Annotated in this window: 11 protein-coding genes; 5 read left to right on the top strand and 6 right to left on the bottom strand. The window is 40.3% G+C overall.

Annotated elements, in window-relative coordinates; all coding sequences use genetic code 11:
- Positions 1-92: 92 nt before the first annotated feature.
- Entirely contained in the window at positions 93-974 is an 882-nt protein-coding gene (locus FR932_RS11755; RefSeq protein WP_019442921.1) for a LysR family transcriptional regulator ArgP, read from the top strand.
- A 467-nt stretch (positions 975-1,441) separates the two neighbouring features.
- On the top strand, positions 1,442-1,690 hold the full coding sequence (locus FR932_RS11745) for a hypothetical protein (RefSeq protein WP_019442919.1): 249 nt from the start codon (positions 1,442-1,444) through the stop codon (positions 1,688-1,690).
- 37 nt (positions 1,691-1,727) lie between these two features.
- Here FR932_RS11745 and FR932_RS11740 read toward each other — a convergent pair whose 3' ends face one another.
- A complete protein-coding gene (locus FR932_RS11740; RefSeq protein ID WP_019442918.1) occupies positions 1,728-3,179 on the bottom strand; it encodes a dihydrolipoyl dehydrogenase in 1,452 nt (483 codons plus the stop codon).
- Positions 3,180-3,593: 414 nt separating this feature from the next.
- Here FR932_RS11740 and FR932_RS11735 point away from each other — a divergent pair, with 414 nt between their 5' ends.
- Both FR932_RS11735 and FR932_RS11730 read left to right on the top strand, forming a co-directional pair.
- Positions 3,594-5,573, top strand: a complete 1,980-nt coding sequence (locus tag FR932_RS11735; protein ID WP_019442917.1) for a methyl-accepting chemotaxis protein — start codon at positions 3,594-3,596, stop codon at positions 5,571-5,573.
- 140 nt (positions 5,574-5,713) lie between these two features.
- The gene (locus FR932_RS11730; RefSeq protein ID WP_019442916.1) at positions 5,714-6,889 is read left to right on the top strand and encodes a GGDEF domain-containing protein; all 1,176 of its coding nucleotides are present in this window, start codon (positions 5,714-5,716) and stop codon (positions 6,887-6,889) included.
- A 116-nt stretch (positions 6,890-7,005) separates the two neighbouring features.
- Here FR932_RS11730 and crr read toward each other — a convergent pair whose 3' ends face one another.
- From crr to cysK, 4 genes are all read right to left on the bottom strand, one after another.
- A complete protein-coding gene (gene crr, locus FR932_RS11725) occupies positions 7,006-7,518 on the bottom strand; it encodes a PTS glucose transporter subunit IIA (protein WP_019442915.1) in 513 nt (170 codons plus the stop codon).
- 122 nt (positions 7,519-7,640) lie between these two features.
- The gene (ptsI, locus tag FR932_RS11720; protein ID WP_019442914.1) at positions 7,641-9,368 is read right to left on the bottom strand and encodes a phosphoenolpyruvate-protein phosphotransferase PtsI; all 1,728 of its coding nucleotides are present in this window, start codon (positions 9,366-9,368) and stop codon (positions 7,641-7,643) included.
- A gap of 48 nt (positions 9,369-9,416) precedes the next feature.
- Positions 9,417-9,674 (bottom strand): HPr family phosphocarrier protein, encoded by a 258-nt coding sequence (locus FR932_RS11715; RefSeq protein ID WP_019442913.1) that lies wholly within the window; start codon positions 9,672-9,674, stop codon positions 9,417-9,419.
- 344 nt (positions 9,675-10,018) lie between these two features.
- Positions 10,019-10,987 carry a cysteine synthase A gene (gene cysK, locus FR932_RS11710; protein ID WP_019442912.1) on the bottom strand — a complete coding sequence of 323 codons (969 nt, stop codon included), beginning with the start codon at positions 10,985-10,987 and terminating at the stop codon, positions 10,019-10,021.
- A gap of 494 nt (positions 10,988-11,481) precedes the next feature.
- On the opposite strand from cysK, the gene FR932_RS11705 reads away from it, so the two are divergent.
- Positions 11,482-12,603, top strand: coding sequence for a beta-ketoacyl-ACP synthase III (locus FR932_RS11705; RefSeq protein ID WP_019442911.1), 1,122 nt, complete (start codon positions 11,482-11,484; stop codon positions 12,601-12,603).
- A 111-nt stretch (positions 12,604-12,714) separates the two neighbouring features.
- Here FR932_RS11705 and cysZ read toward each other — a convergent pair whose 3' ends face one another.
- Positions 12,715-13,455, bottom strand: a complete 741-nt coding sequence (gene cysZ / locus FR932_RS11700) for a sulfate transporter CysZ (protein ID WP_026032251.1) — start codon at positions 13,453-13,455, stop codon at positions 12,715-12,717.
- Between the last annotated feature and the right edge of the window lie 23 nt (positions 13,456-13,478).

The following is a 13,478-nucleotide window of genomic DNA, read 5'->3' as shown; positions in this document are numbered from 1 at the left end:
TTCATGATAAGTATAATTAATAATTATTATGATTGATAAATTTAACTTATGTTATAACGCTGCGTCAGAGCAATAACAAAAGGGGATGCGTTGTGGATTACAAATTATTACATGCCTTACAAGTGGTGATTGAGCAGCAAAGTTTTGAACGTGCGGCGAATGTACTGTGTATATCACAACCCGCGGTATCGCAGCGGATCAAGTTGTTGGAAGAGTTTGTTGCGCAACCCGTGTTGATCCGTAGTCAACCGATAGTCGCGACAGACATTGGTCAACGTTTGCTAAAACATTACAAGCAGGTGCAACATTTAGAAGCTGAGTTATTGCCAAGTATTAGTGCAACCTCGACGGATAAATCAGTTGTGATGGCAATTGCACTGAATGCGGATAGCTTAGCGACTTGGTTTATTCCGGCGTTAGCGCCTTTATTAAAGCAATACCCGATAGAGCTGAATCTGCATATTATGGATGAAGCGAGAACCTTAGAGAAAGTCAAAGCTGGTGAGGCGTTTGGTGCGTTGAGTTTACAAAATAAACCGTTACCAGGTTGTGAAGCGAAATTATTGGGTGAGTTGAATTACGCGTTGGTGGCGACACCTGAATTTGTACAGCAGTATTTGCCTTTAGGGATCACCCAGCAAGCATTATTGAAAGCACCAGCGGTATCGTTTGATCATAAAGATGATATGCACATCAAATTTATTCAGCAGCATTTTAATTTAGCTGGAGGGAGTTACCCTTGTCATATCGTGCGCTCGTCAGAGGCATTTGTTGCGATGGCGAATGCGGGTGTTGCCTATTGCTTGATTCCAGAGTTGCAAATTAAGGCCGAGTTAGCATCGGGAAAATTGGTTAGATTAACCGATAAACAACTGACAATACCACTTTATTGGCATCGTTGGATCTTGCTAAAAGGTTTATACAAACAAGTATCAGAACAGATTATCAACGCAGCTAAATTGGCCATTTTTTAGTTACATATAAATTAATCGCTATCAAGGCTGATTAAATGCATCAGCGATGTGAGCGCCAACCAAACTGACTAGATCTAGTAAGGCGTCGAGAATCTGTCGACTATCTTGTCCCGTGCCGTAACTATATAAAAACATGATGCCGAGAAAAATAAAAAAAGGTGAGATGACTCTTAATAATAATGAAAACATAGTCCAACTCCTGAAAACAAAGCTGTAGCAGTTCAATACTTCAAATAATCTAATATGACAGTATAATTGATATTGCCAAATTCGCCTGTTTAGAGATTAAAATAGGCAGAACAAAATGGCTATAAATTATAATTTTTTGTTATTTTCCCTACGTTTTTTAATACGCTAGTCTAGGCAGCATTAAAATAAAATATGCTATGTTATAGTTGTTTAAGCATGCATATCCTAGGATGTGGGTTGCAGAAATAGTTGGATGACAAGGATGAAGGAATATTATAATGGATAAGTTTGAGAATAAGCGCATAGTTGAAAGGAAGCTGACTCTAGCAAGCAATGAGCAACAACAAACTGAAGTAACGATAGATGAGCTCACTGCGCAAATTAAGCGTATGACCGACTATGTTCAACAACATAGCCAGTCAAATACAGCCGCGGTACACAAGACGCTCAAAGCAACAATGCGTTACCGCGATAGCTTAGTGGCAAGCCTTAATCGCGAATCTAGTGCGACTAAACCGATTGCGTGACTGGGGTAGTGTGGCTGCTATTATAGCTAGTCTGTTACTAACAGCCTGGGCCACAATCCATACAATGTTTAATCATGTCTGGACCTAGGTGTAATTTAGCGTTGAGGTCACGTAATGCTGTTCTCACCCCTTCTTCGATGACTGGGTGGTAGAATGGCATGTCTAACATTTCCGACACGGTCATTTTTTGCTGATGCGCCCATACTAATAAGTGCGCTAAATGCTCTGCATCTGGGCCTATCATTTCAGCGCCTAAAAACAATCCTGTCCCGTGTTCTGCATACACGTGTAGTAAGCCTTTATTACGTAGCATTACACGTGAACGGCCTTGGTTTTCGAACGATACACTGCCTGTTTCAAAACAACCACAGTTACCTAGACGGGTAATTATCTGCTTGTATGTTTCACCAACCATCGCAATCTGTGGATCGGTAAATACTGCCGAGATAACGCTACGGCGGAGACCTGCTCGAATTTGTGGGAAACGTCCGGCGTTATCACCGGCAATACGTGCTTGGTCTGCCGCTTCGTGTAACAGTGGAATTTGATTGCTGGCATCACCAGAAATAAAGATACTTTCTACCGATGTTTGCATCGTGTAATAATCCGCTGTTGGTACGCCACGCTCGTCTAATTCAAGGGTGGTATTTTGCAGGCCAATTTTATCAACATTTGGACGACGACCTGTCGCTGCCAGTACATATTCAACATTCACTGTTTGTAGCACTTGGTTTTTATCTAAGTATTTAATTTCAACATGCTCACCTTGTCGCGTCATGCTTTCAACTTTAACGTCGGCATCAAGATAGAATTCTTCATTAAAAGCTTTATTCGCATAGGCCATGACGCCTGGATCTGTCAATGGACCGACTTGCCCGCCTAAACCGAACATGATGACTTCCACACCAAGGCGCTTTAGTGATTGCCCTAATTCTAAGCCAATCACACCGGGGCCAAACACCGCGATTGATTTTGGTAGATCGTCCCATTCAAATACATCGTCATTAATAACGAGACGATCGCCTAATTCATTCCATACCGCAGGGTAAGCAGGGCGTGACCCCGTCGCAATGACGATGCGTTTGGCATTAATTTGTGTGTGGTCGCCAACCAGTAGGGTATTGTTGTTTAAAAAGCTAGCGTAGCCTGCAATTTTATCTTGTTCTGGGATTTCATCGACGCCTTCCACAACAAAGCCGACAAAGCGGTCGCGTTCACTTTTCACTCGCGCCATGACTTCAACACCGTTAATTAAGGTTTCACCTTGTGGGTGGATACCAAAGCCCGGTGCTTTGTTAATGTGATGCACACTTTCTGCTGCGGCGATAAGCAGTTTTGATGGCATGCAGCCAACACGGGCGCAGGTTGTACCATAAGGGCCACCTTCGATGATCACGACACTGTCTGAGTGTGACTTTGCTGCTCGATATGCACCAAGTCCAGCTGTACCACCACCAATTACTGCTACATCTACATTTATCATATTCATTATTAAGCCTTAGAAAGCGTCTGCGAAAACGGTTGTCGTTTGTCGCGCTTATTTTGTGTAAACTTGGTTACGAAGACTGTACTCCGTGTTGATGTGACTATTATGCAAAATTTAAATGTATAGATATAATCGATTAAACTGCTAGGTTTGATAGTTATCGTCTATCGCTATTGTCTATGGGAATACTTAATTCCATTGGCGTTAGCTATTACGCGATATCCTTATGGTGATTTACATTTGTACGTTATTTCAAGGGTAATAATAGAACGAGTTAATTCATTTAAGTAAAATTGATGTATATCATTATGTTTTATAATTGTTTATACAATTAACAAATAAATAGGTATTATTCTCAATTATATGTTGTGGCGTGCTGAGTAAGCGTGCAGCCATTTTTAAAATTAAGGAAGTGTGATGAAATTTTCAGATATCTCGTTTAAACATAAAATTATTATGTTATTGGCTTTACCTATGTTGGGTTTTTTGTGGTTGAGTGTCTCTTCACTTTCACAAAGTTTAGCAACCAGTAAAGAAATGTCTGTTTTAACTCAGTACACAGAGCTTTCTGTTGAGTACAGTGAGTTAGTCCATGAGTTACAAAAAGAACGTGGCATGACCGCTGGATTCATTGGTTCTAACGGCACTAAGTTTAGCAGTAAACTGCGTAAACAACGTGCTGATACTGATGTAAAGCATGCTCAATTGATGCGCTTCTTACAGAACAACCTAGTATCTGACCGCCAAATTAAACAATTACAAACAAGCATTCAACAAGACTTAACTATGCTGAAAGGTATCCGTAATAAAGTCGATTCGCAGAATATTCAATTAGGGGCGGCACTTGGTTATTACACTAAGTTAAATGCCAAGTTATTGAGTGTGTCTGGTTTGATTGTTGAGATGAGTTCGGATGCGAGCATTACGGCTGAGACTGTGGCCTATTACAATTTTTTACAAGGTAAAGAGCGTGCCGGTATTGAACGTGCTGTGTTGAGTAATACCTTTTCTAAAGATCACTTCGGCCCCGGTAATTTTGTTAAATTTATTGGCTTAGTGATTGAGCAAGAAACCTATTTTGATAATTTTAAAATCTTTGCAACAGAGAGTAATAAGCAGTTCTTTGAACAGCAGTTAAATAGCGCAGCGGCTAAAGAAGTGCTGAAGTTAAGAACGATAGCTAAAACCAAATCAACGGACTTTAATGTTGATGCAGAGTATTGGTTTGCACAAGCAAGTACGCGTATTGGCCAGTTAAAAACGATCCAGGATGCGTTAGAATTATCCCTGTTGAATTTGGTTGAGCGCAATCGTGATAACGCGATGATAACGCTGACGAGAAATATTGTATTTAGTCTGTTGATTATTGTGATTTCAGCGATGATTAGTTTTGTTACTATACGTGATTTATTGGCGCGGGTAAAAGAGCTGATGAATGTGATGACCGAAGTCCGTGATAATAATGATCTGACGGTACAAACACAGCTTGCAGGAAATAGCGAACTCGGGCAGATCGCAACGGCGTTAAATTTGACGTTATCGCAATTTTCAGGGGCGATGGATAACATTTCAACATCCAGTATTACCCTCGCATCGGCAGCAGAAGAAACTGCACAAACCTGTGCATATAGTTCTACATCATTAGTAGAGCAACAAGATGGTATCAGTTTGATCGCGACTGCGATTGAAGAGTTATCTGCCACAGTCAAAGAAGTCGCACATAATACTCAATTAACGGCTGATTCGGCAAAAGAAGTTGATACACAAGCCTCGGATGGGGTCGAGATAGTACAGCAATCATCACTGTCAATAGAAACATTAGCGAGTGAGATTGATAGTTTAGCCCAGCGTATTACCAATTTACATAACAGCAGTAACAACATTACCAATATGGTCGATGTCATTAAATCGGTTGCTGACCAAACAAACTTACTCGCGTTAAATGCGGCGATTGAGGCGGCACGTGCGGGCGAGCAAGGACGTGGCTTTGCTGTGGTTGCGGATGAGGTACGCACATTAGCGAAACGCACTCAAGAATCAACCGCCGAGATTGAGAGTTTTATTAGTGCGTTGCAAGCAGATGCAAATGCGGCCTTTAACGTGATTGAAGTGAGTCAAAGTAAAGCGGCGGATGCGGTTGCTAAGTCGAAAAGCGTAGCACAAACATTGCAAGATATTACCGCAGCAGTAAATCAGATCTTCGCGATGACAGAGCAAGTAGCTACTGCGATTGAAGAGCAGTCTGTGGTCACGCAAGATGTTGCTGAAAACATTGTTAACGTCAAACAAAAATCAATGGAGTCGGCAACGGGCGCGAATCAAATTGCCATGACTGCAAGAGAACAAGCACAATTGGCTACGTCATTACAAGATGTTGCTAGAGTATTTAAGATTTAGGCGCTAACGAATAATCGGTAGAATGACTGGTTAGGCAGTAACCAACGACTTGCTTAACCAGTGCTTGTGCGGTAAATTCCCTATCCTTAATTAAGCAGTCAATATCAATTTTTAGAGTTTATGAATCGTTAATGGAACCCATGCCTGTAGTCTTACTCGACTTGTTTACCATCACCATTTTTACTGCGATAGGATTGTCATTTTTAGCCGTCATCATGTTATGTACTTGGCTTGCTAATCGTCGCTATGACGGGGTCGGCTATTGGCTTATTTCCTCTTTACTGGTGCTAGCTTATAGCTTTATTATGGCGGAGCAATTATGGTTATTTAAGTTAGAAGGTTATGCTAGTCATACTTGGCTTAATGTCATACGCCCCAATATATTACTCTGTTTGGCGGTTTGCCTTATCGCACATGGTTTTCATCGTTTCCTACAAATAAACCAATCGTTATTGTGGCTCTACGCGACACAATGCTTACTGATAGTTCCTTTTTATGCATACGCTTTAAGCTTTGAGTTATTACCATTGTATACAACGGTTTTGACGACTGCCTCCACGAGTATCAGTTTTCTTTTTATCTCTCATTATTTAATCAGTTATCAAGCCAAGCAATATGGTATGACACGCGTTATTTGTCTGTTGACCTGTGGGTTATCGTTGCTGTTAAGTGTGACAAGGTTAGTGCTGTTAGTACAAGAAGAGCCTTTACTTAATTGCGTAGAGATCACGACGGCGATTGCTTGTATTAACATGCTAATGACTCAGTGTTTTCTTACTTTCTGTTATTTGATGCTCTGTACTCAGCGTAATGCTTTTTCATTACAGCATATGTCGTTTACTGACCCGCTCGCTAATATTTATAATCGCCGTGGTTATCAACATGCTATTGCCGCTTTAGCACCACATAAAGAAGCGGCTGTGATGATTTTGGATATCGATCATTTTAAGAATATTAATGATGAGTATGGACATGCGGTGGGGGATTTAGTGATTAAAGACATCGCCAATATTATTGCTAGTAGCTGTGGTTCTATGTGTGTTTATGCACGTACAGGCGGCGAAGAGTTTAGTATTTATTCACCGCTGATATCTGCCAGCAAAATAGAGAATTTGGCAGAAGAAATTCGCCTGATTATTATGGACCATACAACTGTTAAAGCAGCGCTAGCGATAAAGGTAACGGCGAGTATTGGCATTAGTGTTGGGCAAAGCGTTAATGTCTTTGCCTTGGAAGAAGAGGCTGATAAAGCCTTGTATCAAGCTAAACGAGATGGTCGTAATTGCACTGTGATGCAATTATCGATGGCGAGTTAAGCTGAATAGCTGAAATGTTATCAACACTAAACGCAGACGAAAAAAAAGAGCTACTTATAGCTCTTTTTTGCATACCTAGGTTATTGTTAAGAACAAGTCTTCAATAACGTTAAGTACTAGTCCTTAATAACTTTAAGAACAATCGTTTCGCCTAGTGCAACTGAACCAGAGAATTTCTCCATGCTCTTAATTTCATCCATGTTTGAGATGATGCATGGTGTAATTACTGATTTAGCTTTTTCAGTTAGTAGTGCTAGATCGAATTCAATGATAGTTTCACCAGCATTGATATGTTGACCTTCCTCAGCGATACGTGTGAAGCCTTCACCGCGTAATTCAACTGTATCTAAACCGAAGTGAACTAGAACTTCTAGACCTTCGTCAGAACGAATTGCGAATGCGTGGTTAGTTTCGTAAATTTTTACGATCTCACCTGTTACTGGAGCAACTAGTTTGTTACCAGTTGGGTTGATAGCGATACCGTCACCAACAATTTTCTCAGCAAAGATAACATCTGGCACATCTTCGATAGCAACGATTTCACCGGCTAGTGGAGAAACAATGTGTAGCGTATTGCTGTCATTACTGTCGTCTGAAACCAGTTTTTTTAGTTTATCGAATAATCCCATTTTTAACTCCTAGCAATTTGGTAGACATAGTTATTGGTTATTTTAAGTGTGCATAACCAATAACTTTACGTTGTCATCATAGCATTATCTTACAAGATTAGATGCTATGAAAACTGAAATAATTAGCAAGCAGCGCGTTGTTTGGTGAACTGAGCGATTAACTCTTGGATTTCACCTGCAGTTGCACAGCTTAATGCTTGGTCTGCTAACTCTTTAACATCAGCAAAGTTAGCATTACGGATTGTTTTCTTTACTTTAGGGATAGAGATGCCACTCATAGAGAACTCATCTAAGCCCATACCAAGTAATAGTAGTGTTGCAGTTTCATCACCCGCAAGTTCACCACACATACCTGTCCACTTGCCCGCAGCATGTGAAGCGTCAATAACCTGTTTAATCAGCGTTAGTACCGCTGGTGTAAGTGGGTTATATAGGTCTGAAATCATTTCGTTACCACGGTCTACCGCAAGTGTGTACTGCGTTAAATCGTTAGTACCAATACTAAAGAAGTCTACTTCTTTAATAAGGTGATGCGCAATGGCTGCAGCTGCTGGTGTTTCAACCATTACACCTGTTTCGATTGCGGCATCGAAAGCGTGACCTTCAGCTGTTAATTCAGCTTTCAGTGTCGTTAGAATGTCCTTAAGCAGACGAATTTCTTCAACAGAAATAATCATCGGGAACATAATGCGGATTTTACCGAATGCAGATGCACGTAAGATAGCGCGTAGCTGTGCATTCATAATTTCTGGACGGTCGAAACAGATACGGATCGCGCGCCAACCCAAGAATGGGTTCATTTCTTTTGGTAAGTTTAGGTATGGTAGGTCTTTATCACCACCGATATCCATAGTACGGATGATCACTGACTGACCATTCATGCTTTCTGCAACCGCTTTGTATGCTTCAAACTGTTCATCTTCAGTTGGTAAGCTATCACGGTCCATAAAGAGGAATTCTGTACGGTAAAGACCAACGCCTTCGCCGCCATTACGGATTACACCTGCACAATCTTTTACAGTGCCAACGTTACCACATACTTCCACGTGCTTACCGTCAAGTGTAATTGCAGGTAAGTCTTTCATTTTAAGCAGCTCTGCTTTTTCAGCAAGGTAATGGGCTTGAGTTGCTTTGTATTCTTTAATTACGTCTTCTGATGGATTAACAATAACACTATTGTTAATGGCATCAAGGATAACGAAATCACCTGATTTGATAGTTTCAGTTACGTTGCCTGTACCAACAATCGCTGGAAGTTCTAATGAACGCGCCATGATTGATGTGTGCGCGGTACGACCACCTAAGTCAGTGATGAAACCTAAGATTTTATCTAGGTTAATCTGTGCTGTTTCTGACGGTGTTAAGTCGCTAGCAATTAGAATGACTTCATCTTCAATTGCGCTTAATGAAACAATTTCCATACCGAGTGCATTTTTTACGATGCGATTACCGATATCACGGAAATCTGCAGCGCGTTCTCTTAAGTATGGGTCATCTAGTGCAGCCATCATTTCAGCATTTTCTTCGATGATGCTGTGAATAGCAAGATCTGCCGATGCTTTATTTTTCTTAATAAAGGTTACGATATCGTCTTCTAACTCTTCGTCTTCTAGTAGCATCATGTGCCCTTCGAAGATTTCAGCTTTCTCATCGCCAAATGTTTGGCGTGCCATTTCCGTGATAGCTTCAAGCTGTATCGCAGACTTATCCCTAGCAGCTAAAAAAATAGCTATTTGTTCATCGATCTGTGCAGTTTCAATAGTTTGTTGGTTAAGAACAATTTCTTCGTTAATGAATAATTGTGCTTTACCAAAAGCAATACCTGGTGAGGCGAGAATGCCTGATATCATAACCTTTCCTTACTTCAATACAAAAAATACGTTAATGACAAATGGGATCTATTCTAAGATATCCATAAGAGCAACTAGCGCTTCAACAGCCGCTTGCTCGTCAGTACCTTCAGCAGAAATAGTCATAGTTACACCTTTAGAAAGGCCTAACGTTTGTAATTTAAATAAGCTTGTAGCGCTTGCAGATTTACCGCCAGCTTCAACAGAGATTTTTGACTCGAATTCTTTTGCTTTTTTTACGAAAAGAGCAGCAGGGCGAGTGTGAAGACCGTTTGGTGCGATAATTTCAACTGATTTTTGGTACATGACTTTTCCTTAAAATAACGATTCTAAAAGAGTGTTTTACTATAACCATAAATGTAAGTGTAATCTAATTTTACAGAGTAAAATAACTATTTTTTATAAAAAATATGGGTATAGATCATGTTTTCGTAAGTTTTACTACAAAACAATGCGATGTAGCTATATTACCCCTAATTCAGGCCATTGTTGTAGTTTAATTACAACAAAAATGGCAAAGTGTGACGGCTATCAACAGGAATAAAAAAAATGCTTTGTATAAAAAAAAGCCGCTAGTGCGGCTTTTGTTAATCTTGTTAATTTATTGTAACTACAACAGCATCGTTGTGACTATTATCGTATCTTTATGTTTATTGTTGGAGCTCTTGCTCAGTAAATACACCATCAAATAATGCTGTACTTAAATAACGTTCACCTGAGGACGGTAAAATAACAACAATGTTTTTATCGGCATATTCAGGTAATTCAGCTAAGCGTGCAGCAGCAACAACCGCTGCACCTGATGAGATACCCGCTAGGATGCCTTCTTCTTTCATTAGACGTTGTGCCATTTCGATAGAATCTTCGTTTGAGACGAGTTCTACACGGTCAACCATTTCTAAATCTAGGTTACCTGGGATAAAACCAGCGCCAATACCTTGGATCTTATGTGGACCCGGCGTTAATGCTTCACCTGATTTTGCTTGGCTAATCACTGGTGAGTTAGTTGGCTCTACCGCAACCGATACTAAATCTTTACCTTTATTCAATTTAATGTAGCGGCTAGTACCTGTGATTGTGCCACCTGTACCTACACCAGCGACTAATACATCAACTTGGCCGTCTGTCGCTTCCCAAATTTCTGGACCCGTTGTTTGTTCGTGGATCGCTGGGTTAGCTGGATTTTCAAATTGTTGTAATAAAATGGTTGTTTCAGGATTTGCATCTCGGATTTCAACCGCTTTATCAATAGCGCCTTTCATGCCTTTTGCGCCATCAGTCAACACAAGGTTAGCACCTAATGCTTTAAGTAGCTTGCGACGTTCAAGACTCATTGTGTTAGGCATCGTTAATGTTAGTTTATACCCACGAGCTGCGGCAACAAATGCTAATGCAATACCAGTATTACCACTTGTTGGTTCTACAATCTCAATACCTTCTTTTAAGATACCGTCTTTTTCTGCCTGCCAGATCATATTAGCACCGATACGGCATTTAACGCTGGCACTTGGATTACGACTTTCAATTTTGGCAAACACGTTACCTGTAGTCACTCGGTTTAAGCGTACTAGAGGTGTATTACCGATAGATAGTGTGTTGTCTTGTAAAATTTGGCTCATGGGATTTCCCTATATAATGATTACGCGTAACTTATATGTATTTAGTAACGATACGTATCTGCTAATTGTTTTTTGTGAACGAATTAATTAACTTATGGTTTAAGCATACTGATAAGTTAGAAAATTGAAAATGCTGTTTTGTTATATCGTTAGGTTCTAAAATGATAAGAACTTATAACGATTAGTTATGCATAGTGTTTAAATTCCATTTTTACCACCACTTAATAAAGCTGATATAAAGCATTCACATGCGGTTGTATGGTGCTGAGACCTTCTTATATATAGACCAAATTGCGGTGATTAGTTCCAGCGTACAAGTTAATTTAGTGTTCACGCTGTTTTTTAAAGTATTAATTTGATTACAAAGGGACTATTTTTTCATTTTTGTCGGATGCGCTGCTAGATCTAGTACACAGTTTGCTTTAGTTTAGTTAACTCTGTATCCCAATTTAGCTGATAGTGATTCAACCCATGGGTCGCTAAAGGACAATGTAATGAGTAATGTAGTAATTAGTGGTAGCGGGTTATTTACCCCTCCAGATGCAATCAGTAATGATGAACTAGTAACAAGCTTTAATCGTTATGTAGACAATTTTAATGCTGACAATGCCGCCGCAATTGAAGCGGGTGACGTAACAGCTAAAGCACACTCAAGCAGTGAATTTATTGAAAAAGCATCGGGTATTAAAAGTCGTTTTGTGATGAGCAAAGCGGGCATTTTAGATCCTGCGATCATGCGCCCAGTATTTCAGCCTATTAACGATGACGAACCGAGTATTACCGTACAAATGGCATTGGTTGCGGCAAAGCAAGCACTCGCCGCTGCAAATAAACAAGCAGAAGATATCGATTTAATTATCTTTGCCGCGTCAGGTTTCCAACGTGCTTATCCGGCAATGGCTGTTGAACTGCAACACTTCCTTGGTGCTAATGGTTTCGCCTATGACATGAGCGTGGCGTGTTCGTCTGCAACGTTTGCTATTGCCAGTGCGATGGACGCGGTTAAGTCTGGCCGTAGTAAAGCCGCATTAGTGGTGAACCCTGAAATTTGTTCAGCGCATTTAAACTTTAAAGATCGTGACAGCCACTTCATTTTTGGTGATGTGTGTACAGCGGTAGTGATTGAAGATAAAGCCACTGCAACCAGTGAAACTTGTTATGAAATTATTGATAGCAAATTGTTTACCCAGTATTCAAATAATATCCGTAATAACTTAGGTTATTTAAGCCGTAGTGAAGGCGCTGATATTAACGCTGATTCCAGCTTCTTTATGCAGAATGGCCGCAAGGTATTTAAAGAAGTATTACCGACGGTATATAACTTGATCACAGAGCAGTTAAGCGGTTTAGATTTACAAGCAAGTAACTTTAAACGCTTGTGGTTACATCAAGCCAATATCAATATGAATAATTATTTAGCGAAGAAGCTAATGGGTCGTGATCCATCTGCGACTGAAGCGCCTATTATTCTAGATACCTACGCTAATACGGCGTCAGCAGGTTCTATTATTGCTTTCCATTTACACCAAGACGGTGTGGAGAGTGGTGATCTGGCATTAATCTGCTCGTTTGGCGCGGGTTATTCAGTGGGCTCACTGGTATTAAAACGCTGTTAATCGTTAACACTAAAACCTCGCTTAAATAAAAAGACCCCGTTGCTCTGATAAATACAGAGTTTAACGGGGTCTTTTTGTTTTTAAGTCTATGTCTATGTCGGGGGTCGTAAACTACTGCGAGTTATCGCTATTACTTACCCACATCGCTGTTGCACCACAAACAGCAACAGGCATGATCATGAAATTAACGATTGGGATTGATTGGCACAATGCCACCATAGAACCAAAGCTTAATGACTGCATACGGTTTGATGATAATTCACTACGCATTTCGTCAAAGCCGATTTTGTTATTATCAAATGTGTAATCAGCGTATTGGATCGCGAGCATCCAAGCGGTGAAGATAAACCACAATACCGGTGCGACGGTTTGGCCGACAACGGGAATGAAAAATAACAGCAGTAACCCAATCGCACGCGGAATGTAGTATTTTATCTTTTTTAGCTCTCGCGTCAGTACTCGTGGGATATCTAACAGGATCTCTTTGATACTCATTTCTGGTAGCGGTTTATTACTTAATAATAGCTCAGTTTGTTCTGCCAATAAGCCATTAAATGGCGCCGCAATAATATTGGCGATGGCACCAAAAAAGAAACCAAAGACCAGCAGTATAACAATAAAGGCGAGGGGTTTTATAATATAAACCAACCAGCTCAACCAGTCTAAACTTGCTTCAAGCTGCAGCAACCAAACGTCGATTTGTTGAAATAAGAAGTAAAAACTAACCGAGAACAAAATCAAGTTAACTAATAATGGGATCAATACAAAAGGTCTTAGCTTAGGTTGACGGATCAAGTCAAATCCTTGTAGGAAATATTGAAATCCCGATAACGAGGGTTTTACTGAAAGCATATTCTATGGAGCCTATGTAAGTG

The sequence above is a fragment of the Moritella marina ATCC 15381 genome, assembly GCF_008931805.1.
GTDB classification, from domain to species: Bacteria; Pseudomonadota; Gammaproteobacteria; order Enterobacterales; family Moritellaceae; genus Moritella; species Moritella marina.
This window is presented reverse-complemented; position numbering and strand designations above follow the sequence as displayed.

What these genes read in the sequence shown, in the direction of transcription:
- FR932_RS11745 (WP_019442919.1), top strand. Translation starts at nt 1,442, where the DNA reads ATGGATAAGTTTGAGAATAAGCGCATAGTTGAAAGGAAGCTGACTCTA.
- FR932_RS11740 (WP_019442918.1), bottom strand. Translation starts at nt 3,179, where the DNA reads ATGAATATGATAAATGTAGATGTAGCAGTAATTGGTGGTGGTACAGCT.
- FR932_RS11735 (WP_019442917.1), top strand. Translation starts at nt 3,594, where the DNA reads ATGAAATTTTCAGATATCTCGTTTAAACATAAAATTATTATGTTATTG.
- FR932_RS11730 (WP_019442916.1), top strand. Translation starts at nt 5,714, where the DNA reads ATGCCTGTAGTCTTACTCGACTTGTTTACCATCACCATTTTTACTGCG.
- crr (WP_019442915.1), bottom strand. Translation starts at nt 7,518, where the DNA reads ATGGGATTATTCGATAAACTAAAAAAACTGGTTTCAGACGACAGTAAT.
- ptsI (WP_019442914.1), bottom strand. Translation starts at nt 9,368, where the DNA reads ATGATATCAGGCATTCTCGCCTCACCAGGTATTGCTTTTGGTAAAGCA.
- FR932_RS11715 (WP_019442913.1), bottom strand. Translation starts at nt 9,674, where the DNA reads ATGTACCAAAAATCAGTTGAAATTATCGCACCAAACGGTCTTCACACT.
- cysK (WP_019442912.1), bottom strand. Translation starts at nt 10,987, where the DNA reads ATGAGCCAAATTTTACAAGACAACACACTATCTATCGGTAATACACCT.
- FR932_RS11705 (WP_019442911.1), top strand. Translation starts at nt 11,482, where the DNA reads ATGAGTAATGTAGTAATTAGTGGTAGCGGGTTATTTACCCCTCCAGAT.
- cysZ (WP_026032251.1), bottom strand. Translation starts at nt 13,455, where the DNA reads ATGCTTTCAGTAAAACCCTCGTTATCGGGATTTCAATATTTCCTACAA.